The organism is Aeromonas sp. MR19, from assembly GCF_963899305.1.
In the GTDB taxonomy this organism is placed as follows: domain Bacteria; phylum Pseudomonadota; class Gammaproteobacteria; order Enterobacterales; family Aeromonadaceae; genus Aeromonas; species Aeromonas bestiarum.
In genome coordinates this window covers 307025-331470 of record NZ_CAWQWZ010000021.1, presented here as the reverse complement: position 1 = coordinate 331470, position 24446 = coordinate 307025, and the positions used below count along the sequence as shown (strand labels likewise).

The following is a 24446-nucleotide window of genomic DNA, read 5'->3' as shown; positions in this document are numbered from 1 at the left end:
AAGAACGGATGCAAACAGAGGAACTGAGCGCGGCGCCACTGCGCTGGGGCATTGCCGGGGCGGGGGCCATCGCCCGTCGTTTCTGCCGGGACGTGAATGATCACGCCAGTGGCAGCCGGGTGGTGGCGATCGCTGCTCGTGATCAGACGCGGGCCCGGGCCTTTGCCGATGAACAGGGACTGCCCCTTGCCTATGACAGCTATCAGGCGCTGGCGGCCAGCGCCGAGGTGGAGGCCGTCTACGTGGCGGTGATCCACCCGGAGCACGCCGGCCTGATCAGGCAGATGTTGCTGGCGGGCAAGCACGTGCTGGTGGAAAAGCCGGCGGTGACTCAGGTCGCAGACTGGGATGCGCTGGTGCAGCTCGCCCGGACGCGCGGCCTGCTGCTGATGGAGGCGATGAAGGTGATGTGCTTCCCCGCCATGCGCGAATTGATGCGGCGGCTCGGCGCCCTGCCTGCTCCCAACCGGTTACGGGCGGCCTTCGGCTCGGTGCAGGAGCGAGGCGGCAAGCTGTTTGATCCCGCATTGGCCGGCGGCGCCGCCTGGGATGTGGGTGTCTATCCACTCTGGCTCTACGCCGCCATCTGCCACCAGCTGGGGCTGGCTGCGGGTGAGCCGCAGGTCGCTCTTTCCCGCCAGGCTGGCGAGGTGGATGAGGCCGCCAGCTTCCGCTTTGCCGGCCCCCTCGTGGCCGAGCTGGATGCCTCCATCGTCCAGGATCTCGACAAGGCGGCGTATCTGGGCGGCGAGGGCTGGGCCCTGCAACTGGTCGGCAAGTGGTGGAACCCCCAGCAGGTATGCTGGCTCACGGGCGATCCCTTGCCTGCCTGGCCGGGAGACATAGCGGAGCCGGTGGCGGGCGGTGGCATGCAGCACGAGGCGGATCATTTCGCCGCCTGTGTCAGGCAGGGGTTGAGCGATTCCCCCTGGGTGCCGCAGGCCCTGACCAGACAAGTGCTGGGGTGGGTCGAGCGCGGCTTGCAAGCCGGCTCGTGATCATGATGTGCAGAGAGGGCGCCGAGGCGCCCTCCCTTTTTGTCTGATCTCTTGCCGGCTTGAGCGGCAAGCGGCGAGCCGTCATGCCTCAGACGCTCACCCTATCTGCTCGTTGGCGACCCGGCTGTGGTCACCTGAGGCTGAGGCAGGGCTCCCTCCTGCGCGCGGCAAAACTGCAGGAAGCGGCGCAGGGTGGCCGAGTGGTATTTCTGCCGATGCCAGATGAGGGAGAGCTGGCGGGGGAAGCGCCGGGCAAGGGAGAAGGCCACCAGCCGACCGGCCTGCAACCGATCCGACACCGCCAGGCGGGAGATGAAGGAGATCCCCAGCCCTTTTTCAACCGCCAGCATCACGGCCTCCAGGGTGTTGAGCTCGAGCCCCGCCTGCCAGCGGGGCAACTCGGGCTGGATCTGCAGCTCGAACTGCTCGCGACTGCCCGACTGGGGTTCGCGCAGCACCCAGGTCTCATCGCTCAGCTGGCTGAGCGACAGGCGATTGCGCCGGGCGAGGGGGTGGTCGGGGTGGGCCACGATCAGCATCTCGTCATTGAGCCAGGGCTCGCTGACCAGATCCGGGTGGTGGTTCTGCCCCTCTATCAATGCCAGATCCAGCTCGAAGTTGGCCAGCAGGTGGCAGAGCTTGTGGGTGTTGGTGATGGTGACCCTGGGGGGCAGGCCCAGCTCCTGCTTGCTGCTGGCCAGCAGGGTAGGGAGCAGATAGTTGCCTATGGTCTGGCTGGCACCGAGGCGCAGCTGGCCGCTCGGCTCCGCATCCGGGCTGAACAGGGTCTCGATATCCTGCATCCGGGTCAGCAGCTCCTCGGCGGCCGGTTGCAGCAGGCGCCCCTCGTTGTTGAGCTGCAATCTGGGGTGGATGCGATCGAACAAGGGGGTGGCGAGCTGGCGCTCCAGCTCCTGCAACGACTGGGAGACGGCGCCCTTGCTGAGGCAGAGCTCGTTGGCGGCCAGTCCCAGATTGCCGTAGCGGGCTATGGTGGCGAACACCTTGAGTTGTTGCAGGGTCAGTTTCATGTTTGGTTAACCTGAACGATTGATTCAATTCATTTAGATATCGTAAACGATAGCCGCTCTTTATCCTATGCACATCGTCTCTCACAAGAGGTTTCAGACATGATCGCAAGAACCCGTCAATCCTTGGGCAAAGCCCCGACCCCCATGGCGGGCCTGGCCCTCGGGATCGCCAGTCTTGGTTGGTGCTGGGAAAATGCCGGTCAGTTCGATGGCCGCCTGCAGCTGCTGGGCGCCGCCGTCGCCGCCGTGCTGCTGGTGATCCTCACCTTCAAGTTTCTGCTCCATCCGCGCCTGCTGTGGCAGGATCTGGCTCACCCCGTGGTGGGCAGCGTGGTCCCCACCTATGCCATGGGCACCATGGTGGTTTCCAAGGCGATCGGCATGCTGAGCCCGGGCCTTGGCGAGGGGCTCTGGTTGTTTGCCGTGGTGCTGCACCTTCTCTTCCTGGCGACCTTCCTCTGGCACAGGGCCAGACAGTTCGAGATCCATCACATGGTACCGAGCTGGTTCGTACCGCCTGTGGGCATTATCGTGGCTGACGTCGCCTTTCCCGGCGGCCAGTTTGCCGCGCTGGCCGACGGTCTGCTCTGGTTCGGCATGCTCTGCTACGCTCTGATGCTGCCGCTGATGCTCTACCGTCTCATCTTCAGCCATGAAGTGCCGGATGCGGCCAAGCCGACCATCGCCATTCTGGCGGCCCCTGCCAGCCTGTCACTGGCCGGCTACCTGACGGTGACCGAGGATCCTTCCCTGCTGCTGGTGGCCGTGCTGCTGGGGATCGCCATCCTGATGACCGGCATCATCTACCTGGCCTTCATCAAGCTGCTGCGTCTGCCGTTCTCACCGGGCTATGCCGCCTTCACCTTCCCGCTGGTGATAGGTGCAACCGCCCTGTTCAAGGTGGGGCACCTGCTGGAGCAGTGGCCGCAAGCGACTCACTATGTGGAACAGATCAATCTGCTTGCCCACTTCGAGCTGGGCGCCGCCACCCTGATTGTCGGCTACGTGGCCCTGCGTTATCTGATGTTCTTCCTGCCGCTGGGTGACAGCAGCATGGCGTCCGGCATGGCCCGGCACGGTGCCCGCCGCTAGGCAAAGACTCTGCTGGAGAGCAAGGGGATAAGGGGTCAGTCAACGAGAAGGGCATGCGTGATGACATGCTCCGCTGACCAGACAGCAGCGAAAGCGCTCCACCATGGGTGGAGCGCTTTTTTGTCTCTTCTCGCGGGTCGAACGCGGGGGTGTCAGCCCCTGGCGGATCCATTTTTTGAACCAGCGCTCACAGTGGGGGGCTCACGATGAATTTCACTGGTATTACCTGTCAGGACGAATACAATGCAACCCCATTTTCTTCGTTTGACCTCATTCATGTCTGCCCAAGATCCTGTGTTTGACTCCTCTTTTCAGACCCGTTTGCTGCGCCCGCGTTACTGGCCGAGCTGGCTGGCGCTCGGTGCGCTTTGTCTGCTCGCCTTCGTGCCGCCCCGCTGGCGTGACAAGCTGGCAGAATGGCTGGCGCCGCTGATCGTCAAGGTGTCCAAGAAGCAGATTTATATCGCCAGGACCAACCTGGATATCTGCTTTGCCGACAAGAGCGACGCCGAGCGCGATGCCATTCTGATGACCTCCATTCGCATCGGTCTCAAGACCCTGCTCGGCTTCGGTGAGTTCACGGTGCGCAGCCCCGCCTACCTGATGAGCCGCATCCAGGTGAGCGGCTGGGAACATATCGAGGCCGAACAGGTCGCCGGCCGCCCCGTGATCCTGGTGGTGCCCCACAGCTGGCCGGTCGATGCCGCCGGCTACTACTTCACCCAGCGTGGTGTGCCCATGTGCACCATGATGAAGAGCTCCCGCAATCCGGTCTTTGACTGGCACCTCAACCGGGCCCGGGCCAAGAACGGTTGCCGCGTCTACGAGCGCAGCGCCGGCATCAAGGCGGTGATCCGGACCATCAAGGGGGGACACAGCTTCTTCTATCTGCCGGATCAGGATCATGGCCGCGAGAAGAGCATCTTTGCCCCCTTCTTCGGCTACCCCAAGGCGACCCTGCCGGCCCTGCCACGTCTGGTGCAGGTCAGCGGTGCCCGGGCCGTGCCCTTGCTGGCCTGCTATGACGAGGCGCACTACTGCTACCGTCTGGAGATAGAGGCGCCGTTTACGGATTATCCCAGCACCGATCTGATGGCGGACACCTGCCGCATGAATGACATGGTGCAGCAGCAGCTGACCCGTCATCCCGGCCAGTACATGTGGTTCCTCAAGATCTTCGATACCCGCGAGGATCAGGAGGGGCCGGATGGCCTCTACGAGGAGGGCATTAAACGGATCCGGGGAGATCTTCCCCCTCGCCCCTGAGGGGGTGTCACTGCTGTTTGTCATGGCCCTTCGGGGCCATTTTTGTGGGCGCCGCACCCGGGATGGCACACTCCCTTGCACCCCAAAGTGGAAAAAAATATCAGGATAATTAAAATAACCGTTTCTTTTCTATGACTTGATGGCGGCCATGTCCTCACACGATCCGGTTTTTGACACCTCATTTCATGCCCACCTGCTTCACCCGCGCTGGTGGGGCAGCTGGCTGGCGCTCGGTCTGTTGTGCCTGCTGGCGCTGGTTCCCCACGGGCTGCGCGATCGTTTTGCCAATGTCATGGCACCTGCCTTGCTGCGCTTCTCCAGGAAACAGGCCTATATCGCCGAGACCAACCTCAAGATCTGCTTTCCCGAGCTGGATGCGGCCGGGCGCCGCACCCTGCTGCTCAAGGCGATCCGCACCGGCCTCAAGACCTTCATGGGCTTTGGCGAGCTGACCCTGCGCAGCGCCGCCCACCTCAAGCGCCGCATCAAGGTGCGGGGTTGGGAACATATAGCGGCGGAGCAGGCTGCCGGGCGTCCCATGATATTGGTGGTGCCCCACACCTGGGCGGTGGACATGATAGGCCGCTACCTGACCGACGAGGGGCTTGTGCTGTGCACCATGATGAAGAGCCCGAAAGATCAGGTATTTGACTGGTACATCAACCGCGAGCGGGCCAAGGGGGGCAAGGTGTACGAGCGCAGCGTCGGCATCAAGCCGGCCATCAAGGCCATTCGCAGCGGCGCCAGCTTCTTCTACCTGCCGGATCAGGATCATGGCCGCGAGGCCAGCCTGTTCATCCCCTTCTTCGGCCACCCCAAGGCGACCCTGCCGGCGCTGCCCAAGCTGGTGAAGCTGACCGGTGCCAGGGCCGTGCCCATCCTCGCCTGCTACGACGAGGAGGAGGGCTGCTACCGGCTGGAGATTGAACCGCCGTTCGATCCTTATCCCAGCGGGGACCTGAATGCCGATGTCAACGCCATGAACCGCATGGTGGAGCGGCAGCTGCGCCGTCATCCCGAGCAGTACATGTGGTTTCTCAAGATCTTCGAAACCCAGGAGCATCAGGCGGGGCCGGACGGTCTCTACGAAGAGGGCATTAAGCGGATCCGCAGCGGTCTGCCCCCCGAACCCTGAAGGGAAATACACCGGCTGGCGTGTTGAGCAGAGGCGGGTGACAACTGCTTGTCCTTCAGGCAGTTTGGTGGGCAAAAAGTCGGCAATCAGGGCGCCGCGGGGCGCCAGATAACAGGGATATGCAAGCTGGCCCCGCAGGGGCTATCTTCTGATGCGCAAATAGGGTAAAAGGGCGGCCATGAAAATTCCAAATCGAATCCAACCTCTGGTTGATGACGGCCTGGTCGATGACGTCATCAGCCGGCTGATGAGCGGCAAAGAGGCCGACGTCTATGTGGTGCGCTGCGGTGACGAGATCCGCTGCGCCAAGGTCTATAAAGAGGCGTCCAAGCGCAGCTTCAAGCAGGCCGTGGTCTATCAGGAAGGGCGCAAGGTACGCAACAGCCGCAGCGCCCGCGCCATGGAGAAGGGCTCCAAGTACGGTCGCAAGCAGCACGAAGAGGTGTGGCAGAACACAGAAGTCGACGCCCTGTTCAAGCTGGCGGCGGCCGGGGTGCGGGTGCCGCAGCCCTATGTCTGCCTCGACGGCGTCCTGCTGATGGAGCTCATCACCGACGAGGAGGGCAACGTGGCCCCCCGTCTCAACGATGTGGCGCTCTCGCCCGAGCAGGCCATCGCCGATCACGCCAAGGTGATCCGCTACGTGGTGCGCATGCTCTGTGCCGGCCTCATCCACGGCGACCTTTCCGAATTCAACGTGCTGGTGGATGCCCTGGGGCCCGTCATCATAGACCTGCCCCAGGTGGTGGATGCCGCCGCCAACAACCAGGCCAAGGCCATGCTGGAGCGGGACGTCAACAACATGCGCAACTACTACGGCATGTATGCCCCCGAGCTGCTCAAGACCCGCTACGCCAAGGAGATGTGGGCGCTGTTCGAAGATGGCAAGCTCACCCCCGAGAGCGAGCTGACCGGCCTGTTCGAGGAGAGCACCGAGGCCATCGACATCGATGCCGTGCTGCACGAGATCGAGAGCGCCGAAGAGGAGGCGCTGGCCCGTCAGGCGCGGATGAAGGCCGAGCAGGAAGACAGCTACTGATCCTCGTCATCATCACCTCATCAGTCACACCATGAGCGCCCTGGAGGCGCTCTTTTTATGGCCGCGACCTGTACCCGTGCCGAGTCAGGCAGGTGGTCATAGTGCGGGAGATAGCCGGTAAAACCGCACCCAGCAGTCATCCCCTGCATGGTAGCGGCGATCCAGACATTGTCCGTTGGCGGCCGCTATGACCCTGAGGGAGGCGCCGTTGGCTTCGTCGCAGCTGATGAGCAGTGGCTCGGTCAGCACAGCTTGCTGCAACCAGCGCAGCAGGGTGCGGGCCACCCCTTCACCACGGCGGGAGGGGCGGGTCTCGTAGCCTATGTGGCCAAGCCAGGCCAGGGTGGCCGGATTGTCGCCGTGGCGCAGGCGCAGGGCTCCGAGGATCTCCCCCCTCTCAAGGGCAAAGTAGGTGGTGGTGGGCGGGTAGTCCGGCGGCAGATGCCGTCCATCGGCATGGGCGAGCAGATCCAGCAGCCACTGATCCGGGTCAAATTGCGCCACCTGATAGAGCGGCAACCCGGCGGCGCCACATTCGGCCACATAACGGCGATAGGCGGGCGCATCACAAAGCTGTGCGGCCCGGCACTCTATGGCGGCCGTCATGAGCGCTGCTCTGCCGTCTGCAGTGGCTGGGGCGCGCTGTGGTGGGGCTCCTGCACGCAGGCCCGCTGCCGTCCCGTCTGCTTGGCGGCGTAGAGCGCCTGATCCGCCCGCAGATAGGCCTGCTCGAAGCTCTCCCCCGGCTGCAGCGAGGTGAGGCCCATGCTGAGGCTGATGGGGCCGCCCGCCAGCCAGCGGGTCGCCTCCGTGACCTCTTGCTGCAGGGCGTGGCAGTAGCCGGGCAACGTCTGCGGCGTCTCCATCACCAGCAAGGCCAGTTCGTCGCCACCGAGGCGCCCGGCCAGCCCCGCCGGGGGCAGGTTCTCCCGGATCACCCGGCCAACCACCCGCAGCATGGCATCACCGGCGGGATGACCGTGCCGGTCGTTGATCAGCTTGAAGTTGTCCAGATCGATCAGCAGCAGCTGGCATGGGCGGGTGTGTCGGCATGCGCGCGCCGCCAGCTGCAGCTCGAAATGGTGGCGGCTGTCCAGTCCGGTCAGGGCGTCCAGATTGGCGCGCCGTTCCAGCTCGCGCTGGGTCGCCAGCAGCGCCTGCTGCTGGCGAGTGTGCACCAGGCTGAGCAACAGATAGCTGCGGGCTATGGTGAAGAGCAGGCTGAGCAGGATCACGGGCCCAAGCAGGGGATCGGTAAAGGTGGTGGCCGCGAACTCGGGCAGCCAGAGGTGCTTGGCGATCCGCAGCAGTTGCAACAGCAGTTGCAGGCCGAGCAGCAGGACGGCAAAGCGCAGCACCCGATAGCCGGGGGCCAGCCGTTGATAACGCCAGAGCTGCCAGATCAGCACAGCCATCTGCAGCGAGAGCACGGCGGAGAGCACTATGATCCGGCTGTGCACATCGGACAGCGGCCGCAGGCTGGCGGTCAGGGCAAACAGCGCGAAGCCGGTGAGGGCGATGGCGGGACAGAGCCAGCCCAGCCGGTCCGCCTCACGTCGAAAGAAATGACGCAGGCCCCGCTCATAGAGCAAGGGGGTGGCGATCAGCAGCAGGTTGGTCAGCAGAATATTGGCGAGGGAGGTCTCCCCCGCGAGCGGGCGGATCAGCAGGCAGCCGAAGGCGGCGGCAATGGCCAGCTCGCTGGCCGACCAGTAGAGCAGGGCCCGGATGCGGCGCTGGGTATGCCACACATAGGCGAAAATGGCCGCGACCCCGACGTGCGACAGCGTGACGAACAGCACCAGGCTCAACAATTGCGCTGAGGAAAACAGATTTTGCATCTAGGGGTCTCTCTGGGCTCGTCCTGCCGGTCACTGTGTCTCGACCCTAAGGGTCTCCATGACAATGCCGGATCACAACATGAATCCGACCCATTATCAATGGCTTGAGCGGCTGGATCCCGATCCTGGCCACAACCGGATCGATGGCGGCAGCTGACGCGATTCATCAAGGGCACGAGACGGGGTTTGTCGATCACGCCACCCGTCTGGGGAGTGTCAGGTTGGCTGCACCGGCAGCGCCATGACGGTGGCCTCCCGGCCGAGATGGGCCAGCAGGCGGCGCACATCGTCCAGCGTGATGATGAGGGTGGCTGTGTTGACCAGCGGGTGGCACTGCACCCGTTCGGCTTGCCAGATGGTGTGGTCCACCACCAGGGTCACCGCCCGCTCTGTGTCGCGCACCATGGCGAGCAGGGTCACGGCGCCCGGGGTGAGGCCGAGCACGGCAGCCAGCCGTTCGGGGGAGCCAAAGCTCAGCCGCTTGACCCCGAGCGCCCTGGCCAGCGCCTTGAGATCGACCCGGCTTTCTTCAGGTGTCACTACCAGAAACAGCCGCTCGCTTTTGGGGTCGCGCAAAAACAGGTTCTTGGTCCTGGCGGCGGGCAGGTCGGGCAGCAGCTTGCTCGCCTCCTCACAGGTGAAGACGGGGGCATGGTCGATGCGCTGATAGGAAATGGCCAGCCGGTCCAGCAGGGAATAGAGTGTCACCAGGGCTCCTCGTGTCGGGTGAACAGGCGCAGGGAATGGCGGCGATAACTGGGCTCCCGGCGCATGGGCAGAGGGTCGAGCTTACCAGCTTGGCTCCTGCCGCGCAGGCTGGCGTGGCAATTGCGGCCAGGCACTGTATGAACGTACAATAGTCTCATCCCAAGGCCGACCCCTTTATCCTGAATGACTGCGACCCAGCCCACAGTGACGACCACTTCTCCTGCCACGCCGCCTCGCGACGGTTTCATCCTGACCCGTCATGGCCGGGACGTGCGCGGCCGGGCCGGGCAAGGGGGACGCACCGAGATAGTGATGTGGCTCTGGAGCGAGCAGGGGCCGGTGCGGCTGGTGGTGCCGGGGCAGGAGCCCGTGTTCTTCCTGCCACAGAGTCATATGCAGGAGGCGGCCGAGCTGTTCAAGGGGGCGGGCGTGAGCGGGCGATTTCGCCGTCTGCCCATGCACACCTTCGACGGGCGTGCCGTGGTGGGCTGCTATTTCTCCACCCTGAGCGCCTTTCACCGCGCCATCGAGCTGCTGCTGATCCGCGGGCTGGAGCACTTCGAGGCGGATATCCGGCTGCCGGAGCGTTTCCTGATGGAGCGCTTCATCACGGCCGCGGTCCGTTTCGGCGGCCATGCACGGCAGAAGGGGGGCAAGCGCGGCTACTGGGAGGTGAATGAGGCGCGCTGCGCCCCGCAGGCGGTGACGCCGAGCCTCTCCTGGGTGTCGCTGGACGTGGAGTGTGCCATGGACGGGGCCCTCTTCTCGGTGGGGCTCTACAGCCGTGAGGATGCGCGGGTCATCATGATAGGCGTCCCCGAAGCCGGTGCCGAGGCGTGGGAGACCCGCATCGAGTGGGTGGCGGATGAAAATGCCCTGCTGAGCGCGCTGGAAACCTGGTTCAGCCAGCACGACCCCGATCTGGTGATCGGCTGGAACGTGGTCAATTTCGACTTTCGCCTGCTGCTGCGCCGCGCCGAACTCAACAAGCGGCGGCTGCGCCTCGGGCGGGGGCGCGATCTCTGCTTTTGGCGCTCGTCACGCAACGATCCCCAGACCGGCAACGTCATCATCCCGGGCCGCATGGTGCTCGACGGCATCGACACCCTCAAAAGCGCCACCTGGCAGTTTGCCAGCTACAGCCTGGATGCGGTGGCAAGCGAGCTGCTCGGTCGCGGCAAGGATATCGAGGATGTGGCGAACCGGGGGGAGAAGATCACCGAGCTGTTCCACTCCGACAAGGAGGCGCTCGCCCGCTACAACCTGGAAGATTGCAGGCTGGTGTGGGAGATCTTCGACTACTGCCACCTCATTCCCTTTGCCATCGAACGCGCCTCCCTCACCGGCCTCGAACTCGATCGGGTGGGGGGCTCGGTGGCGGCCTTCACCAACCTCTACCTGCCGCGGCTCCATCGCGGCGGCTATGTGGCGCCCAACCTGCCTGCCGACGGCGGGCTGGCGAGCCCGGGCGGCTATGTGATGGACTCCAAACCCGGTCTCTATCGCCACGTGCTGGTGCTCGATTTCAAGAGCCTCTATCCCAGCATCATCCGCACCTTCTGCATCGATCCCATGGGGCTGGTGGAGGGGTTGCAGCACCCGGACGAGGCCATTCCCGGCTTTCGTGGCGCCCTGTTCTCCCGTACTCGCCACTTTTTGCCGGATCTCATCGCCACCCTGTGGGCGGCGCGAGACAGGGCCAAGGCGGCCAGCAACAAGGCTCTCTCCCAGGCCATCAAGATCATCATGAACTCCTTCTACGGCGTGCTGGGCTCGGGGGGCTGTCGCTTCTATGATCCCAGGCTTGCCTCTTCCATCACCTTGCGTGGCCACAGCATCATGCAGCAGACCCGGGAGTGGATAGAGGCGCAGGGGTTCGAGGTGATCTACGGCGACACCGACTCCACCTTCGTCCACCTTAATCGGGACACCAGCCCCGAGGCGGCGGACGAGATTGGCCATGAGCTGGCCCGGATGATCAACGACAACTGGAGTGCGCTGATCAGGCGCGAATTCGACCTGCCGAGTCATCTGGAGATCCAGTACGAGACCCATTACCGCCGTTTCCTGATGCCTACCATCCGCGGGCTGGAGAAAGGCAGCAAGAAGCGCTACGCAGGCCTGGTTGGAAAACAGGAAGAGGGGCGAGGGGAGGAAGAGCATCTGGTGTTCAAGGGGCTGGAATCGGTGCGCACCGACTGGACCATGCTGGCCAAGCAGTTCCAGACCCGTCTCTACGAGCTGGTGTTTCACGACCAGGACCCCAGCGGCTACGTGCGCACCATAGTGGATGAGACCCGGGCCGGCCTGCACGATGACTTGCTCATCTACCGCAAGCGGCTGCGCCAGAAGCTGGAGGAGTACCAGAAGAACGTGCCACCCCACGTGCGGGCGGCGCGTCTGGCCGATGAGGAGAACCTGCGCCGCGGTCAGCCCCAGCGCTATCAGCACAGGGGCACCATCGCCTATCTGATGACGCTGGGCGGCCCGGAACCGCTGGAATACAGGCGTAGCGCCATCGATTACGAGCACTACATCGACAAGCAGCTGAGGCCCATCGCCGACGCCATACTGCCCTTCATCGGCGAGTCATTCGACCGGATCTGCGGCCAGCAGCTGGATCTCTTCTAATCCGAAGGCGTGCAAGGCGTGGAGTGAAAGGAAGCGGGGAGGTGAGCTCAGGCGGGTGCAAGCTGACCTCTGCTCCCGATTGGCAAGAAGCCGAAATGCAAAAAGCCCGCTGTTAAGCGGGCTTCTTTAATCTGGTGCGTCCTAGTGGATTCGAACCACCGACCCCCACCATGTCAAGGTGATGCTCTAACCAGCTGAGCTAAGGACGCAGGGTGCGCAAGGCGACTTTGTGTTGCAGGGGAGTGGTGGGTTTAATTGGATTCGAACCAACGACCCCTACCATGTCAAGGTAGTGCTCTAACCAACTGAGCTATAAACCCACATCTGCAATTTCATCAAACTATTAACTGTTATGGTGCGTCCTAGTGGATTCGAACCACCGACCCCCACCATGTCAAGGTGATGCTCTAACCAGCTGAGCTAAGGACGCATAACAGTGTCGTGATGGTGCGTCCTAGTGGATTCGAACCACCGACCCCCACCATGTCAAGGTGGTGCTCTAACCAGCTGAGCTAAGGACGCATCACGAAAAGTGGTGGGTTTAATTGGATTCGAACCAACGACCCCTACCATGTCAAGGTAGTGCTCTAACCAACTGAGCTATAAACCCGCTTTTCAGCACGCAAGCGAACACGACGTCGCTGGCGTGGTCGGCATACTACCCATGCCCCCCAAGGCTGTCAACAGGCCGCACACACAAAGGAGACTGTTTGCCCAGTTCTTGCGCAGCCTGTTGATTTTGCAGGCGAGCCACTCTCGTGAGCGGCTCGCCGAGCACACATTTACTGGGCCCGGGAGAGGGCGGTACAGGCCTCTGGACTGGCGAAGCGGCCATAGATGAGGCGCAGGCGGGCGCCCAGCATCAGGGCGGCGCCGGTCAGGCCGACGATGAAGCCGACCCAGAAGCCCTGCGGCCCCATCCGTGGCAGCAGCCAGTCGGTCAGCCCCAGGATCATGCCGGTGGGCAGCCCGAGACCCCAGTAGGCGACTATGGTGACGTAGAAGATAGCCTTGGTGTCCTTGTAACCGCGTAGGGCCGCGGCCGCCACCACCTGTACCGAATCGGAGATCTGGTAGATGGCGGCAAAGAACAGCAAGGTGGCAGCCAGCGTGATCACCTGCATGTCGTCGGTGTAGATCCCCGCGATATGCTCGCGCAGCAGCACAGTGAGGGCGGCGGTGCCGGCGGCGACCGCCATGCCCAGCATCAGGCCGGTACGGGCGGCGACCCTGGCGTGAGCAGGCTGGCCTTCGCCTATGCTGTGGCCGACCCGGATGGTCACGCCCACCCCGATGGAGAGCGGCAGCATGAACACCAGGCTGGAGAAATTCAGGGCTATCTGGTGGCTCGCCACCGTCTCGGCGCCGAAGGGGGCCAGCATCAGGGCCACCACGGTAAACAGGGTCACCTCGCAGAAGATGGCCATGGCGATGGGAAAGCCGAGCCGGAACAGGCGCCAGATCCGGCTGCCATTGGGACGGGCGAGTTGAGCGAACAGGTCAATCTTCTTGAAGTGGGAGGATAACTTCACGTAGAGGATCATCGCCAGCAGCATGGCCCAGAGCACTATGGCGGTGGCGACGCCGCAGCCGACACCGCCGAGCTTGGGCATGCCGAAGTGACCGTGGATGAAGACGTAGTTCGCGGGAATATTGACCGCCAGCCCCACGAAACCTATCACCATGGTCGGCATGGTATGGGAGAGTCCCTCACTGAAGTTGCGCAGCACCTGGAACAGCACGAAGGCGGGCAGACCCCACATGATGGCGTGCAGGAAGCCGGTGGTCTTGTCCGCCATGACAGGATCCACGTCCATCAGATGCAGTGCCAGCGGGCTGAAATAGAGCGCCAGCATGGCGAAGGGGATCACCATCAGCGCCAGCCAGAAGCCCTGGTGCACGGCGGGGCGTACTTCATCCCGTTTGCGGGCGCCATTGAGCTGGGAAACTATGGGGGTGAGCGCCATTATGATGCCCTGGGTCAGCAAGATGATCGGCAGCCAGAAGCTGGAGGCGACCGACACTGCCGCGAGATCCACGGCGCTGACCTGGCCCGCCATCACGGTATCGACGAAGCTCATGGCGACCTGGGCGACCTGGGCCACCAGAATGGGGCTGGCTAAACGAACGAGCTGCCTCGCCTCGGACCAATAACGTTGCACTGACACCTCCGAGTGGATCAGATAAATGAGAAAGAACGGATAACGGATGGGCTTTTGTCTCCCCACTGTGGGGAGACAACATGCGGGGGTGTCATTCTAGCCTGAAAATCAACCATCGTGAAACGGTTGAGGCGTGGCTTTGTGGCGGGATCAGGCGTCTTCGTGATCGCTGATCAGCAGATTGGCGGCGGCATAGGCGGCCTGCTCGCGCAGATCGGCCGGCACCCGCTCGTCAGAGGCCACGGCGTTGAGCGCCCGTATGGTCGCGGCTATGGCCTGCGGCACATAGCCCTGATCACCTGAGCCTATCTGGTTATAGGCGATGCGAATGGCCTCACAACATTGATATACCTGCATTTCTTTTTCCTCGTTAACCCGAATGTGAACGCCGTCACTATAGCGATCGAGGGCTGGCTTGTCAGCTGGCGCGCTTGTCAGTGCCGCGACGCGGGGTTAACCTGCCTTTTTTCGTAGCAGGAGACGAGACATGTTCACCGGCATAGTGCAGGGGACCGCCGAACTGGTGGCCATCGAAGAGCTGCCCAACTTTCGCACCCACCTGATCCGCATGCCCAGCCAGGCCTGGGGTGAGGGGTTGGCGCTCGGCGCCTCCGTGGCCCACAACGGCTGCTGCCTGACCGTCACCCGGGTGGAAGGGGATCTGGTCAGCTTCGATCTGATGCAGGAGACACTGCGTCTGACCAACCTGGGCCAGCTGCAAACGGGGGACAAGGTCAACGTGGAGCGGGCGGCCCGTTTTGGCGACGAGATCGGCGGTCATGCCATGTCCGGCCACATCATGGGCACGGCTGAGGTGATCTCCGTCATCGACACCCCCAACAATCGCCAGGTGTGGTATCGCCTCGCCCCCGAGCTGATGAAATATGTGCTGACCAAGGGCTACATCGGTATCGACGGCATCAGCCTGACCGTGGGTGAGGTGCGTGAGAACACCTTTTGCGTCAACCTGATCCCGGAGACCCTGGCCCGCACCAACCTCGGCTGGGTCAAAGCCGGCTGGCACACCAACATCGAGATAGATCCCCAGACCCAGGCCATCGTCGACACGGTGGAGCGGGTGCTGGCGGCGCGCCAGCCGGGGTGATCTGCCTGGCTCAACTCCCCCTGGCGATTTGCCATAGAAAAGGGCCTGCATCCTGCAGGCCCTTTGTGATCTCTTGATCGCTTTCACTCGCCGTCACAACAGCTGCTCGGCAGGAGAGGAGGGATTAGGCTTTCGGTGGCATAGTTAAACCCTGTTGATGCTGAAGATTCTCTGTAGTCTCTAGGGCAATGCCCTGTCTCATCAGGTCATCAAGCGCCAATTTTTCCGCAATAATACATGCCTGTGATAGGTCACTCCTGCCATCGCATGTGCTGACAGCGACAAAGTATAAAGCATCGTGAATTGCACTCACGTCAGCAGCTGTCTGGGCATCTGTCTTATCTTCCGTAGGATATTGGCCCTGCCATTTTATACCGTGCCGCTTTACGGTCTTATACCCATAGGAAATCATACTTTGTACATTCTTCATGGTGAGACTGACACAAGCAACGCTTGCATTTCTATTGTGACAACTAGCAAGGGATAGCTCAATTTTGACACTGTCTATGGCCCGTAGCATTGCCAGACTGGAGTCGACAGCGGGTTGCTCTGCAGACACAGACAGGGAATAAGTTAAAGCAGCTGCTATAAATCTGCGCATCATCAATTCGTATCCTCATGACCCGTGTTTCGCTTGTCATTCGAGCATAAGAAGATGATTTACAAGCTAAAACATCTGCTCGTCGTCTGCATCCACAAACAGCTGCAGGCAGTCGCGGGCTTCGTCCCGGTGCAGCCGCAGGTGGATGGGGTTGCAGCAGGCCATGCAATCCTCGTAGAACTCCTGATCCCCCTGGCTGGCATCCAGCTCGACCCGGGTGTGATGGCCACAGTGGGGGCAGACGATACGCTTGCTGGTGTACTCGATCATGGTGACCTCCTCGGGCCCGTGGGCCGCCTATCTTCCCTGATTCTAGTCGGCCGGGAGGGGGTTGACCGCGAGCAAGCGCACGTTTATGACAGAGATCAAGGGCGCCGCCGTGTCAGGTTTTCTGGCCCTATGCGCCCCTGGCTCCCGCGCGCGTTCACGCCACCCAGCTGGCCAGCGTGTCGGCATCCAGTTCGGCCAGCGAGCCGAGCTGGTGATCGGCGATGGCCAGACGCGGATCGCCCACCAGGGCGGGATCCGGCACTATGAGCGCCTTCATGGAGGCCGCCTTGGCCGCCAGCAGGCCGGTAAAACTGTCCTCTATGGCCAGACACTGCACCGGCAGGGCGCCGAGCTTCTCGGCGGCGTGGATATAGACATCCGGGTGCGGCTTGCCGAAGCGCTCCACCTCGGCGGAGTGTACCGCCAGGAAGCGATCGCGGATACCGAGCTTGCCGAGCACCGCCTCCACCATGGCGAAGGGGGAAGAAGTCGCCAGACCCACTTTAAGCCCCTGTGCTTCCATCAGGGTCAGCGCGTCCAGCACGCCGGCCTTGGCCTCGCCTTCGCTCAGGATGAGGGCGTTGACCCGATCCAGAATACGCTGCACCACCTCTTCCTGACTGGGGCCCACCCAGGGGCGCAGCCGATACCAGTGTGCCACCAGCTGATCGATGCGCACGCCTATGGTGGAGTTGCAATCCTCCTCGCTGTGGGGGTGACCCAGCTCGGAGAAGACAGCCATCTGGGCCCGTTGCCAAAAGGGTTCCGAGTCGATCAGAACACCATCCATATCGAAGATTACGGCAGCTAACATCTTGTACTCCTGACAAATTTGAAGGGGGATTATAAGCACGACGGGCAAATGCAAAAGGGGCATTGCCATGCCCCTTGCGCCCGATCACATCGGCAAACGTTTGTTTTGCTGTGACAAAAAATGAGGGTTAGAAAATCACTTCTACCTTGGCGGCCACCGTCTTGGCCTTTTCCACCGCATCCGGGCAATCCTGGGCGCGGGCGAGCGCCACGCCGAGACGGCGGCGACCGGCTATCTCCGGCTTGCCAAACAGCCGCAGCTGGGCACCCGGCACCAGAGCCAGCGCCTCGCCAATCCCCTGATAGCGGATATTTTGGCTGTGGCCATCGCGCAGCACCACGGCGGAGGCGCTCGGCCCGTACTGGGTGATGGTGCCGACCGGCAGCCCCAGGATGGCGCGCACGTGCAGCGCGAACTCGGAGAGATCCTGAGAGATCAGGGTCACCATGCCGGTGTCGTGCGGGCGGGGCGAGACTTCGCTGAACCACACCTCGTCGCCCTTGATGAAGAGCTCGACCCCGAACAGGCCGTAACCGCCCAGCGCCTCGACCACCTTGGCCGCCACGGCTTTGGAGCGGGCCAGTGCCAGCTCGCTCATGGCTTGCGGCTGCCAGGATTCGCGGTAGTCGCCATCTTCCTGACGATGGCCTATGGGCTCGCAGAAGTGGATGCCATCCACGGCGCGTACCGTGAGCAGGGTGATCTCGTATTCAAAGGGGACCAAGCCCTCGACGATCACCTTGCCGCGACCGGCGCGGCCACCCTCCTGGGCATAGATCCAGCTGTCGTCCAGTTTGGCGAGATCGCGCAGCACGCTCTGCCCCTTGCCGGACGAGCTCATCACGGGTTTCACCACGCAGGGCAGGCCGATCGCCTCGACGGCTGCGATGAACTCCTCCTTGCTCTGGGCGAAGCGATAGGGGGAGGTGGGCAAGCCCAACTCTTCGGCGGCGAGCCGGCGGATCCCCTCCCGGTTCATGGTGAGCTGGGTGGCGCGGGCGTTCGGCACCACCTTGACCCCCTCCTGCTCAAGCAAGGCCAGGGTATCGGTGGCGATGGCCTCGATTTCGGGGATGATAAGGTCCGGCTTGACCTCGGCCACCAGGGCACGCAGGGCGTTACCGTCGAGCATGTCCAGCACGTGGGCTTTGTGCGCCACCTGCATGGCGGGAGCATTGGGGTAGCGGTCGGCGGCGATCACCTCGATCCCGAGCCGTTGCAACTCGATGGCGACCTCCTTGCCGAGTTCCCCCGAGCCAAGCAGCAGGGCGCGGGTGGCGCCGGGGCGGGTGGCGGTTCCAAACATGTGATCTCTCCTGATGTCGTTGGTCACAGTTGATGGCCGCTATTGCGGGAATAGCGGGCAAAAAAAGAGGCACGCATGGCGTACCTCAGGAAACGGATTTGTGGGCGCGCTGCTCCAGATGGGTGAGCAGCGTGATGGCGCCAATGATGATGGTAGCGCCGAGCCACAATCGGCCGGGCGGTGCCCAGCCAAACACCAGCCAGCCTGCCAGCACGTTCATCGGCAGCTTGGCAAAGTCAAAAGGCTGGACGAAGGAGGCCTCGGCCACGCTGTAGGCGCGGGCGATGGACATCTGGGCCAGCGCAGACAGCACCCCTGACACGGCCACCAGCAGCCACTGGGTTTCGCTCGGCCATTGCCACTCAGGCAGGGCCAGCATGGCGTTGAACGGGGTGCTGAAGATGAGCAGGTAGACCACTATGGTGTGGGACGATTCGCTCGCCGCCTGATAGCGCACCAGCAGGGAGTAACCGGCCCAGAACAGGGCGGCCGCCACTGGCAGCAGGGAGGCCCAGCTGAAATCATCGGTCCAGGGGGCCAGGATCACCATGGCGCCGACAAAGCCCGCCAGGGTTGCCAGGATGCGCGCCCGGCTCACCTGCTCCTTGAGCAGCAGGGCCGATCCCAGGGTGGCAAACAGCGGGGAGGTCATCAAGAGGGCTATCCCCTGCCAGATGGGCACAGGCACCGCCAGCGCCCACAGCCAGAACTGGATGCCGATCACGGCCAGCAGCACCCGCAGCAGGTGCAGCCTCAGCTGATTGGTCATCAGGGACTGGCGCAAGCCGTGGCGGACAAGCCAGGGCAGCAGACAGATCAGGGCGATCAGGTATTGATGAAAGGCGACCTGGGTCGAGGGGAGGCCAAGTTTGAAGCTGACGTACTGGCTCAGGCTGTTGACGGCGGCGAAGCAGAGGCCTGCCACCATCATCCAGACTGCACCGGCAAAAGGAGAGTGCCTGCGCGAGTGTGCCATGGGATCCGGGTCACTGAAAAAAGTGCGGCGGATCATAACGGCAATCGTTTGTTCTGCCAAGCCTTGGGCGGCTGGCTGCGGTCCGTTGGCGAGAGAATGAACTAAGGTCAAAATTTTTGAACAAGTTGAGCATCTATTTTCGCTATCCGCATATAAGCTCAGCGTTTAGAGTGACCTCCATCGACAGCACCGCTGTTCAACCGACCACCTAATGGAGTTTCACCATGGCTAACATCCTCGTTCTCAAGTCCAGCATCCTGGGCCAGTATTCCCAATCCAACGCCCTGATCGACGGTTTCCTGGCCGACCATCAGTCCGATACCGTCACAGTGCGTGATCTGGCGGCCCTCAACCTGCCGGTACTGGATGGCGAGCTGGCCTCGGGTTTGCGCGGTGGTGACAGCCTCAATGAACGTCAGCTGGCCGTCATGGCCCAGTCCGACGAGCTGGTCGCCGAATTGAAGGCGAGCGACCTGGTGGTGATTGCCGCCCCCATGTACAACTTCAACATCCCGACCCAGTTGAAAAACTGGATCGATCTGGTGGCCCGTGCCGGCGTGACCTTCCGTTACACCGAAACCGGTCCGGTCGGTCTGGTGGAGAACACCCGCGCCCTGGTGATCAGCCCCCGTGGCGGCATGCACGTCGGCAGCGCCACCGATCTGGTGACCCCCTACATGCGCACCGTGCTGGGCTTCATCGGCATCAAGGACGTAGACTTCATCTACGCCGAGGGCATGGGCATGGGCCCGGACGCCCAGGCCAAGGGCATAGAGCAGGCCAAAGGCCAGCTGGAGACCCTGGCACTCTGATCAAGAGACAGGCCATGGCGGGTGCGGCATAACGCAGAGCCGTGTCGTACCAAACGAAACAACGCAGCCCAAGGGCTGCGTTGTTGTTTCTGTGCGGGCGAAGACGGGGTCAACAGGGGCAGAGGGCGCGAGTCAATCCCGAATGAAGCGGCGACAGCCGCTGCCCACCATCAGGCACACGGCGACCAGAGAGCCCAGCAACAGGGTGCTGAGCCACTGTTCGGCACTGTCGGGCAGGCGGGGGGAGAACAGGCTGATCATGAGAAGGGCACAGAGGGTGATCAGGCTGGTCTGTCGGGTCAGGAACATCATGGGTCATCCTTGGCTGCGGCTGGTGAGTGGAAGGCTAACCGCGGTCTGTGACAGCAAGATGTATCCATACTTCTTGCCGAAGGTCAGTCGACCGGGGTAGCCATCACCATAGCAGCTTTTGCGGCCGGAGCCAGCGACATGGGTCGGGTTGTGATCCGGATCCCTATCTGAACTGTTTCTGATCCGGTCGGTAGTGGAAGTCGCCGCTGGCAAGCCTGGCGATCAGGGCCGCCTGGTCGAGATCCTGCGCCTTGCAGAGATCATCCAGATCATCGTAACGATCACGCAGCTGCATGTTGATCAGGCTCAGCAGCATGTTGACGTCCATGGTGGCGAAGTTGTTCAGGTTCATGAGGTGTGCTCGTTATCCAGCAGATGGAGCTGTTCGATGGCGTCGCTGACGCTTTGCAGGTGCAGGCGAATGGTCTGGCGCGCCTCGCTGGGCAGATAGTCGGTGAGGGTATGCTGCCAGCTGCCCGCTTCGCTCTTGAGTTGCTGGAACAGGGTGAGCCCGGCCTGGGTGAGTGACACCAGACTGACCCGCTTGTCCTGTTCGCTGCTCTCGGTAAACAGGATCCCCTTCTCCACCAGGCGGTGGATTTCGCGGGAGATCCGCACCTTGTCCATCCCGCTCGCCTCTACCAGCTCTTTCTGGCTGATGGGGTAGTTGGGGCCAAGCACCATCATCAGGCGCCACTGGGGCACCGTCAGCTGATAGCGCTGCTGGTAAAACTGCTCAAAAGTGTCGCGCACCATCTCGGCGGCGTGAACCAGCTGATAGGGGGGATAGTGCGCAAGCAGCTCTATGATCTTTGACATATGACATCCTGCTGTGACGGCTGCATCGGGTGCAGTTTCTCTTGATACTTTGACCTTGATGATACGTAACACAAGGACATTTGTCTGAACATGCACCAGAGAAATGTGCGGTTGCGCACGTCATCCGCCGCAACCGGGTCTGTTCGAAGCTGATTTTTGCCTCGGGTTGCTCAGCCTTTACGCAACCAGATCAAGGCGTTGTGCTTGAGCCAGACTTCGCGGCTCTGCAATGTGTAGAGCGCTGCCTCATCGCGACTGCCCGCCTGCCAGCTCTGTGGCTCCTGCTTGGGCAGCTTGCGCTGACCCAGCAGACAGGCCGGCACATGGGCATTGGCCTTGATGGCCGCATCCAGCCGTGGCTGCGCCACCTCGGGGCCGTCACAGACAAACGCCATCAGCGCCCTGTTGTAGAGCAGCCAGCTGGAGGCCTCGTCGAAGCGGACCAGCAAGTCGCGCAGGGCGGCCCAATCCCCTTGCAGGGCATAGAGGCTGGAGAGGGGATAACGGCAACCCAGCTCGTCGGCGATGCACAGCTCGAGCAGGGCCAGATATTCGCTGCGCGCCTGTTCGAGCTGACCGAGGCGCAGCAGGCAGTCGGCCCGGCCGGCCCTGGCGGCAAGCAGGGGGCGGGCCTCGTGGGCACTCCAGCCGTGGCCGGCCATCTGCTGCCAGAAGGCGGCATCGAACAGAGGCTCGGCATCGTCAATCACCTTGTCAAACCAGCCGAGGCGAGCCTGGGGATCGCGGCAGGCATCGGCCAGTTCGAACCACTGCTGCCACTGCTCGGCCTGCTCGCTATCGAGGGCTGCCTGAGCGCCGGGCACCGCCTGATACTCATCCAGCTGCAGCAGCTGGTTGAGCGCCGTCTTCATGTTCTGACGCTGGCGTTTGCAAAATTCCATGAAGGGCAGCTCGCTGCCGGCGGCCGCGTGCAGCATCTGGGCCATGGGCTTGTCGCGAAACAGGCTGAGCTCGGCGGCCAGACTGAAGCGGTACTGGGTGGTGGGATCGTTCAGATCCTTCGGCTTGGGCCAGCTGGCAAACCCCTGGCTGAAGCCGTAACACCACTGGCCTAGAGGGTGGCTCTGCGCGAACACCTGCTCCGGGGTCTCGGTGGAGAGACGGCACTGACTTGGCAAGGCGAGCTGGGCCTCGTCCGCCTGGGTTTCCAGTTCGGCGATCAGATGGTGCAGCGCCTCTGCGCTCTTCTCATCCAGCTCGGCGTCATGTGGCAACAGACCGGCCAGCGGGGCCTGCCAGTCAGGGGCATCCGGTCCCACCAGACGGGCGCACAGAAAACCGTGCAGCGCCGGGTAGGTCATGTCCTGCCCACTGTGGGTCTGGATCCATTGATTGAGATGACGGGTACGAGTGGATGGATTCATCGACAGTTCCTCTGGATTTGAACAGCGGCGCAGTCTACCCAAAAGTGGGGTTATTTGCAGCAAAGCCCTGGCTGACTGACGATTATATCGCCACCAACCAGGCCGGCCGCCCCGAAAATCGTGTGAGAGAAGGGCAAGGGACTAGGCCCGGTTACCGCTCTTGAGGTAACATGCGCGCCCATACGGGCAATGAAAAATTGACCATCCGGATAATGAAAGAAGAGATCACCATGTTACAGATTGGCAAGATGAACACCCTCACAGTAATCGAGCTCGAAGAGAGGGGCGCCTGGCTTGCGGCCGACGAATATGGCGAGCTGTTGCTGCCCAAGCGCCAGCTGCCGGAAGGCGTGGCCGAGGATGACGGTGTGGAAGTCTTTCTCTATCTGGATGCCGACTGCGAGCCGGTGATCACCACCGACAAGCCGTTCGCCATGGTGGGCGACATAGTCGGCCTCAAGGTGGTCAATGCCAACAAGATCGGGGCCTTCCTCGACTGGGGCATGAAAAAGGATCTGTTCGTGCCGACCCGCGAGCAGAACAAGCCGATGCAGGTGGGCCACGTCTATCTGGTGCACCTGATGCTCGACAACGAGGGGCGCATGGTGGGCACCAGCCGGCTGGAACGTTTCCTGCGCACCGACAAGCCTCCCTTCAAGGCCGGTGACGAGGTGACGGCGCTGCCGGGCGAACACACGCCGCTTGGCATCAAGGCGATCGTCAACGGTGAATATTCCGGCATGCTGTTCAAGAACGAGGTATTTGGCCGAGTGATGACGGGGCGACCGCTGACCGCCTGGGTCAAGCAGGTGCGCGACGACGGCAAGCTGGACTTGACCCTGCAAAAGCCGGGTATGGATCGGATGGACGACGCCGGTGGCCGGATCCTGACCCGGCTGATGAAGCAGGGTGGCAGTCTGGCGGTGGGCGACAAGAGCGAACCCGAGCTCATCTACAAGATGTTCAACATGAGCAAGGGTACCTTCAAGAAGGCCATCGGCGGCCTCTACAAGCAGGGCAAGATTGTCATCGAAGACAACTGCATCACGCTCGTTGCTGCCGATAACGCGCCGGACGGCGAATAAGTGCCGAGTCCCTGTATCGGCCTGTGTCAGGCCCGGGATGGGCTCTGCCTCGGCTGTGGCCGTACCCTGACCGAGATCGGGCACTGGTCGGCCATGGAGAGCGATGCCCAGCTGGCGGTGATGGCCGAGCTGGATGGGTCAACAAGCACCCATGCGTGCCCGGGCTGTGGCGAGCCGGCGTTTTGCGCCGTCTCCGCCGGTCAGACCATAGATCAGTGCTGGTGCAGCCAGCTGCCCGTCTTGCCCATGAGCGAGGCGAGCGCCTGCTGGTGTCGTCGCTGTCTGGCCAAGGCCATAGCGGCGCAGGCTTAGCAGAGAACAAAAACAAGAAAGGCGCCAAGGGCGCCTTTTTTATGCCTGTTGCTGGCGGTGCCAGCGCACATGGACATGGTGCTCGTTCAGATAACGGGGCAGCAGGAAGGTGGCATAGATCACCTCAAACTCATCCTGATGGTCCAGCAAGCCGACCCACACTTCGACCCAGCGCTCCATGTCGACCGGCACACCGAGTTCGGTTGACCAGTCTCCGTTGGGCAGAGTCGCCTCGACGGCGCCACGCTGTTCAAACTCCAGGGTGATGTCGACGATTTGTTCGGGGGCCAGCATGTCTGCGGCCTGCTCAAGAAACTGATCATAGGCCCATTCGACCAGCTGATCCGGGGTACGCTGTTCCATGAAATCACTCCAGATACATCGAGGTTCGCTACTGTAGCAAGTATTGACGGTGGCGGCCAGACCAGTGCGGATGGCCATTTGCTGCCTGTCCAACGAAGCGGGCAGGAGGTATGGTTGAAGAGGTGGTTAACCTGGGCTGGCTGAGCCCGGGCCCTGTTCACAGGAGTGAGGCCATGAAGCGACGGGTGCGGCGACAGCAGATCAAGCGACGGCGGGAGACCTGGTGGTGGCACTATCTGCCGCTGCACCAGGGCACGGTAGGCGGTCATCTGGGCCCGCCGGCCGAGACCTCTTCACCGGACTCTGATTGATCTTCCGGGCCCGCTGGCCGAAACCTTTCCACCGGACTCTGATTGATCTGCTGTGATCTGGGAGAGGGAGGG

General features: G+C 62.5%; 27 protein-coding genes and 5 tRNA genes. 11 read left to right on the top strand and 21 right to left on the bottom strand.

The genetic code is table 11. The features are described 5' to 3' along the window. Positions 1 to 8: 8 nt before the first annotated feature. Positions 9 to 998 (top strand): Gfo/Idh/MocA family protein, encoded by a 990-nt coding sequence (locus AACQ95_RS14280; RefSeq protein WP_241278835.1) that lies wholly within the window; start codon positions 9 to 11, stop codon positions 996 to 998. A 101-nt stretch (positions 999 to 1099) separates the two neighbouring features. On the opposite strand, the gene AACQ95_RS14275 is transcribed toward AACQ95_RS14280, so the two are convergent. Next, entirely contained in the window at positions 1100 to 2029 is a 930-nt protein-coding gene (locus AACQ95_RS14275) for a LysR substrate-binding domain-containing protein (protein ID WP_043555550.1), read from the bottom strand. A gap of 99 nt (positions 2030 to 2128) precedes the next feature. Here AACQ95_RS14275 and AACQ95_RS14270 point away from each other — a divergent pair, with 99 nt between their 5' ends. The 4 genes from AACQ95_RS14270 (at position 2129) to AACQ95_RS14255 (ending at position 6561) form a co-directional block, all read left to right on the top strand. Next, the gene (locus tag AACQ95_RS14270; RefSeq protein ID WP_241278834.1) at positions 2129 to 3121 is read left to right on the top strand and encodes a TDT family transporter; all 993 of its coding nucleotides are present in this window, start codon (positions 2129 to 2131) and stop codon (positions 3119 to 3121) included. A gap of 276 nt (positions 3122 to 3397) precedes the next feature. After that, positions 3398 to 4387, top strand: coding sequence for a lauroyl-Kdo(2)-lipid IV(A) myristoyltransferase (gene lpxM / locus AACQ95_RS14265; RefSeq protein WP_241278833.1), 990 nt, complete (start codon positions 3398 to 3400; stop codon positions 4385 to 4387). A 139-nt stretch (positions 4388 to 4526) separates the two neighbouring features. Further along, positions 4527 to 5522, top strand: coding sequence for an LpxL/LpxP family acyltransferase (locus tag AACQ95_RS14260; RefSeq protein ID WP_181003536.1), 996 nt, complete (start codon positions 4527 to 4529; stop codon positions 5520 to 5522). 178 nt (positions 5523 to 5700) lie between these two features. Next, a complete protein-coding gene (locus tag AACQ95_RS14255; RefSeq protein ID WP_241278832.1) occupies positions 5701 to 6561 on the top strand; it encodes a PA4780 family RIO1-like protein kinase in 861 nt (286 codons plus the stop codon). 96 nt (positions 6562 to 6657) lie between these two features. Here AACQ95_RS14255 and AACQ95_RS14250 read toward each other — a convergent pair whose 3' ends face one another. The 3 genes from AACQ95_RS14250 to AACQ95_RS14240 all read right to left on the bottom strand — a co-directional run bounded on the left by AACQ95_RS14250 (position 6658) and on the right by AACQ95_RS14240 (position 9110). Then, positions 6658 to 7167, bottom strand: a complete 510-nt coding sequence (locus AACQ95_RS14250; RefSeq protein ID WP_241278831.1) for a GNAT family N-acetyltransferase — start codon at positions 7165 to 7167, stop codon at positions 6658 to 6660. Continuing rightward, positions 7164 to 8402, bottom strand: coding sequence for a GGDEF domain-containing protein (locus tag AACQ95_RS14245; protein ID WP_241278830.1), 1239 nt, complete (start codon positions 8400 to 8402; stop codon positions 7164 to 7166). The genes AACQ95_RS14250 and AACQ95_RS14245 overlap by 4 nt, the downstream gene beginning before the upstream one ends. Before the next feature lie 216 nt (positions 8403 to 8618). Next, entirely contained in the window at positions 8619 to 9110 is a 492-nt protein-coding gene (locus tag AACQ95_RS14240; protein WP_098984147.1) for a prolyl-tRNA synthetase associated domain-containing protein, read from the bottom strand. 183 nt (positions 9111 to 9293) lie between these two features. Between AACQ95_RS14240 and AACQ95_RS14235 the strand changes: the two genes are divergently transcribed. Beyond that, positions 9294 to 11741: a DNA polymerase II gene (locus tag AACQ95_RS14235; protein WP_241278829.1), complete on the top strand. Its 2448-nt coding sequence runs from the start codon at positions 9294 to 9296 to the stop codon at positions 11739 to 11741. Positions 11742 to 11873: 132 nt separating this feature from the next. Here the strand turns inward: AACQ95_RS14235 and AACQ95_RS14230 are convergent. The 7 genes from AACQ95_RS14230 to AACQ95_RS14200 all read right to left on the bottom strand — a co-directional run bounded on the left by AACQ95_RS14230 (position 11874) and on the right by AACQ95_RS14200 (position 14260). Then, positions 11874 to 11950: transfer RNA gene (locus AACQ95_RS14230), tRNA-Val, on the bottom strand. Positions 11951 to 11984: 34 nt separating this feature from the next. Next, positions 11985 to 12061, bottom strand: a tRNA-Val gene (locus AACQ95_RS14225). A gap of 33 nt (positions 12062 to 12094) precedes the next feature. Next, positions 12095 to 12171 (bottom strand) — tRNA-Val (locus AACQ95_RS14220). Positions 12172 to 12186: 15 nt separating this feature from the next. Beyond that, positions 12187 to 12263 (bottom strand) — tRNA-Val (locus tag AACQ95_RS14215). 11 nt (positions 12264 to 12274) lie between these two features. Further along, positions 12275 to 12351, bottom strand: a tRNA-Val gene (locus tag AACQ95_RS14210). 172 nt (positions 12352 to 12523) lie between these two features. Beyond that, positions 12524 to 13903: an MATE family efflux transporter gene (locus AACQ95_RS14205; RefSeq protein WP_241278828.1), complete on the bottom strand. Its 1380-nt coding sequence runs from the start codon at positions 13901 to 13903 to the stop codon at positions 12524 to 12526. A gap of 150 nt (positions 13904 to 14053) precedes the next feature. Beyond that, a complete protein-coding gene (locus AACQ95_RS14200; RefSeq protein WP_042037351.1) occupies positions 14054 to 14260 on the bottom strand; it encodes a YaeP family protein in 207 nt (68 codons plus the stop codon). Positions 14261 to 14390: 130 nt separating this feature from the next. Between AACQ95_RS14200 and ribE2 the strand changes: the two genes are divergently transcribed. After that, the gene (ribE2, locus tag AACQ95_RS14195) at positions 14391 to 15008 is read left to right on the top strand and encodes a riboflavin synthase E2 (protein WP_241278827.1); all 618 of its coding nucleotides are present in this window, start codon (positions 14391 to 14393) and stop codon (positions 15006 to 15008) included. Between the two features lie 124 nt (positions 15009 to 15132). Here ribE2 and AACQ95_RS14190 read toward each other — a convergent pair whose 3' ends face one another. The 5 genes from AACQ95_RS14190 to AACQ95_RS14170 all read right to left on the bottom strand — a co-directional run bounded on the left by AACQ95_RS14190 (position 15133) and on the right by AACQ95_RS14170 (position 18975). After that, positions 15133 to 15612, bottom strand: a complete 480-nt coding sequence (locus tag AACQ95_RS14190; protein WP_241278826.1) for a hypothetical protein — start codon at positions 15610 to 15612, stop codon at positions 15133 to 15135. A 63-nt stretch (positions 15613 to 15675) separates the two neighbouring features. Beyond that, positions 15676 to 15879 carry a CPXCG motif-containing cysteine-rich protein gene (locus AACQ95_RS14185; RefSeq protein WP_005301298.1) on the bottom strand — a complete coding sequence of 68 codons (204 nt, stop codon included), beginning with the start codon at positions 15877 to 15879 and terminating at the stop codon, positions 15676 to 15678. Between the two features lie 154 nt (positions 15880 to 16033). After that, entirely contained in the window at positions 16034 to 16693 is a 660-nt protein-coding gene (gene hxpB, locus AACQ95_RS14180; protein ID WP_241278825.1) for a hexitol phosphatase HxpB, read from the bottom strand. A gap of 127 nt (positions 16694 to 16820) precedes the next feature. After that, on the bottom strand, positions 16821 to 17999 hold the full coding sequence (purT, locus tag AACQ95_RS14175) for a formate-dependent phosphoribosylglycinamide formyltransferase (RefSeq protein WP_241278824.1): 1179 nt from the start codon (positions 17997 to 17999) through the stop codon (positions 16821 to 16823). 85 nt (positions 18000 to 18084) lie between these two features. Next, positions 18085 to 18975, bottom strand: a complete 891-nt coding sequence (locus tag AACQ95_RS14170) for a DMT family transporter (protein ID WP_241278854.1) — start codon at positions 18973 to 18975, stop codon at positions 18085 to 18087. Between the two features lie 224 nt (positions 18976 to 19199). Here AACQ95_RS14170 and AACQ95_RS14165 point away from each other — a divergent pair, with 224 nt between their 5' ends. Next, positions 19200 to 19787, top strand: coding sequence for an FMN-dependent NADH-azoreductase (locus tag AACQ95_RS14165; RefSeq protein ID WP_241278823.1), 588 nt, complete (start codon positions 19200 to 19202; stop codon positions 19785 to 19787). A 132-nt stretch (positions 19788 to 19919) separates the two neighbouring features. On the opposite strand, the gene AACQ95_RS14160 is transcribed toward AACQ95_RS14165, so the two are convergent. From AACQ95_RS14160 to AACQ95_RS14145, 4 genes are all read right to left on the bottom strand, one after another. Further along, complete coding sequence (locus AACQ95_RS14160) at positions 19920 to 20099, bottom strand: hypothetical protein (RefSeq protein WP_043138817.1); 180 nt, start codon at positions 20097 to 20099, stop codon at positions 19920 to 19922. Positions 20100 to 20262: 163 nt separating this feature from the next. Then, positions 20263 to 20451, bottom strand: coding sequence for a DUF4250 domain-containing protein (locus tag AACQ95_RS14155; protein ID WP_043138815.1), 189 nt, complete (start codon positions 20449 to 20451; stop codon positions 20263 to 20265). Continuing rightward, a complete protein-coding gene (locus AACQ95_RS14150; RefSeq protein ID WP_043138813.1) occupies positions 20448 to 20918 on the bottom strand; it encodes a MarR family winged helix-turn-helix transcriptional regulator in 471 nt (156 codons plus the stop codon). The genes AACQ95_RS14155 and AACQ95_RS14150 overlap by 4 nt, the downstream gene beginning before the upstream one ends. Before the next feature lie 170 nt (positions 20919 to 21088). Then, positions 21089 to 22303, bottom strand: coding sequence for a UPF0149 family protein (locus tag AACQ95_RS14145; RefSeq protein WP_241278822.1), 1215 nt, complete (start codon positions 22301 to 22303; stop codon positions 21089 to 21091). A gap of 212 nt (positions 22304 to 22515) precedes the next feature. On the opposite strand from AACQ95_RS14145, the gene AACQ95_RS14140 reads away from it, so the two are divergent. Together AACQ95_RS14140 and AACQ95_RS14135 are read left to right on the top strand one after the other, a co-directional pair. Further along, entirely contained in the window at positions 22516 to 23388 is an 873-nt protein-coding gene (locus AACQ95_RS14140) for a CvfB family protein (RefSeq protein WP_241278853.1), read from the top strand. Continuing rightward, the gene (locus AACQ95_RS14135; protein ID WP_043555578.1) at positions 23389 to 23700 is read left to right on the top strand and encodes a DUF1289 domain-containing protein; all 312 of its coding nucleotides are present in this window, start codon (positions 23389 to 23391) and stop codon (positions 23698 to 23700) included. A 39-nt stretch (positions 23701 to 23739) separates the two neighbouring features. On the opposite strand, the gene AACQ95_RS14130 is transcribed toward AACQ95_RS14135, so the two are convergent. After that, positions 23740 to 24063: an HI1450 family dsDNA-mimic protein gene (locus tag AACQ95_RS14130; RefSeq protein ID WP_043138804.1), complete on the bottom strand. Its 324-nt coding sequence runs from the start codon at positions 24061 to 24063 to the stop codon at positions 23740 to 23742. A 173-nt stretch (positions 24064 to 24236) separates the two neighbouring features. Between AACQ95_RS14130 and AACQ95_RS14125 the strand changes: the two genes are divergently transcribed. After that, a complete protein-coding gene (locus AACQ95_RS14125) occupies positions 24237 to 24374 on the top strand; it encodes a hypothetical protein (RefSeq protein ID WP_241278821.1) in 138 nt (45 codons plus the stop codon). The last annotated feature ends 72 nt before the right edge of the window (positions 24375 to 24446 follow it).

Bases quoted from the DNA above. Each gene is read 5' to 3' on its own strand.
- purT (WP_241278824.1), bottom strand. From the start codon at position 17,999: ATGTTTGGAACCGCCACCCGCCCCGGCGCCACCCGCGCCCTGCTGCTT.
- AACQ95_RS14150 (WP_043138813.1), bottom strand. From the start codon at position 20,918: ATGTCAAAGATCATAGAGCTGCTTGCGCACTATCCCCCCTATCAGCTG.
- AACQ95_RS14255 (WP_241278832.1), top strand. From the start codon at position 5,701: ATGAAAATTCCAAATCGAATCCAACCTCTGGTTGATGACGGCCTGGTC.
- AACQ95_RS14235 (WP_241278829.1), top strand. From the start codon at position 9,294: ATGACTGCGACCCAGCCCACAGTGACGACCACTTCTCCTGCCACGCCG.
- AACQ95_RS14155 (WP_043138815.1), bottom strand. From the start codon at position 20,451: ATGAACCTGAACAACTTCGCCACCATGGACGTCAACATGCTGCTGAGC.
- ribE2 (WP_241278827.1), top strand. From the start codon at position 14,391: ATGTTCACCGGCATAGTGCAGGGGACCGCCGAACTGGTGGCCATCGAA.
- hxpB (WP_241278825.1), bottom strand. From the start codon at position 16,693: ATGTTAGCTGCCGTAATCTTCGATATGGATGGTGTTCTGATCGACTCG.
- AACQ95_RS14165 (WP_241278823.1), top strand. From the start codon at position 19,200: ATGGCTAACATCCTCGTTCTCAAGTCCAGCATCCTGGGCCAGTATTCC.
- AACQ95_RS14140 (WP_241278853.1), top strand. From the start codon at position 22,516: ATGAAAGAAGAGATCACCATGTTACAGATTGGCAAGATGAACACCCTC.
- AACQ95_RS14145 (WP_241278822.1), bottom strand. From the start codon at position 22,303: ATGAATCCATCCACTCGTACCCGTCATCTCAATCAATGGATCCAGACC.
- lpxM (WP_241278833.1), top strand. From the start codon at position 3,398: ATGTCTGCCCAAGATCCTGTGTTTGACTCCTCTTTTCAGACCCGTTTG.
- AACQ95_RS14130 (WP_043138804.1), bottom strand. From the start codon at position 24,063: ATGGAACAGCGTACCCCGGATCAGCTGGTCGAATGGGCCTATGATCAG.
- AACQ95_RS14185 (WP_005301298.1), bottom strand. From the start codon at position 15,879: ATGATCGAGTACACCAGCAAGCGTATCGTCTGCCCCCACTGTGGCCAT.
- AACQ95_RS14170 (WP_241278854.1), bottom strand. From the start codon at position 18,975: ATGGCACACTCGCGCAGGCACTCTCCTTTTGCCGGTGCAGTCTGGATG.
- AACQ95_RS14250 (WP_241278831.1), bottom strand. From the start codon at position 7,167: ATGACGGCCGCCATAGAGTGCCGGGCCGCACAGCTTTGTGATGCGCCC.
- AACQ95_RS14280 (WP_241278835.1), top strand. From the start codon at position 9: ATGCAAACAGAGGAACTGAGCGCGGCGCCACTGCGCTGGGGCATTGCC.
- AACQ95_RS14245 (WP_241278830.1), bottom strand. From the start codon at position 8,402: ATGCAAAATCTGTTTTCCTCAGCGCAATTGTTGAGCCTGGTGCTGTTC.
- AACQ95_RS14125 (WP_241278821.1), top strand. From the start codon at position 24,237: ATGAAGCGACGGGTGCGGCGACAGCAGATCAAGCGACGGCGGGAGACC.
- AACQ95_RS14160 (WP_043138817.1), bottom strand. From the start codon at position 20,099: ATGATGTTCCTGACCCGACAGACCAGCCTGATCACCCTCTGTGCCCTT.
- AACQ95_RS14260 (WP_181003536.1), top strand. From the start codon at position 4,527: ATGGCGGCCATGTCCTCACACGATCCGGTTTTTGACACCTCATTTCAT.
- AACQ95_RS14275 (WP_043555550.1), bottom strand. From the start codon at position 2,029: ATGAAACTGACCCTGCAACAACTCAAGGTGTTCGCCACCATAGCCCGC.
- AACQ95_RS14200 (WP_042037351.1), bottom strand. From the start codon at position 14,260: ATGCAGGTATATCAATGTTGTGAGGCCATTCGCATCGCCTATAACCAG.
- AACQ95_RS14270 (WP_241278834.1), top strand. From the start codon at position 2,129: ATGATCGCAAGAACCCGTCAATCCTTGGGCAAAGCCCCGACCCCCATG.
- AACQ95_RS14190 (WP_241278826.1), bottom strand. From the start codon at position 15,612: ATGATGCGCAGATTTATAGCAGCTGCTTTAACTTATTCCCTGTCTGTG.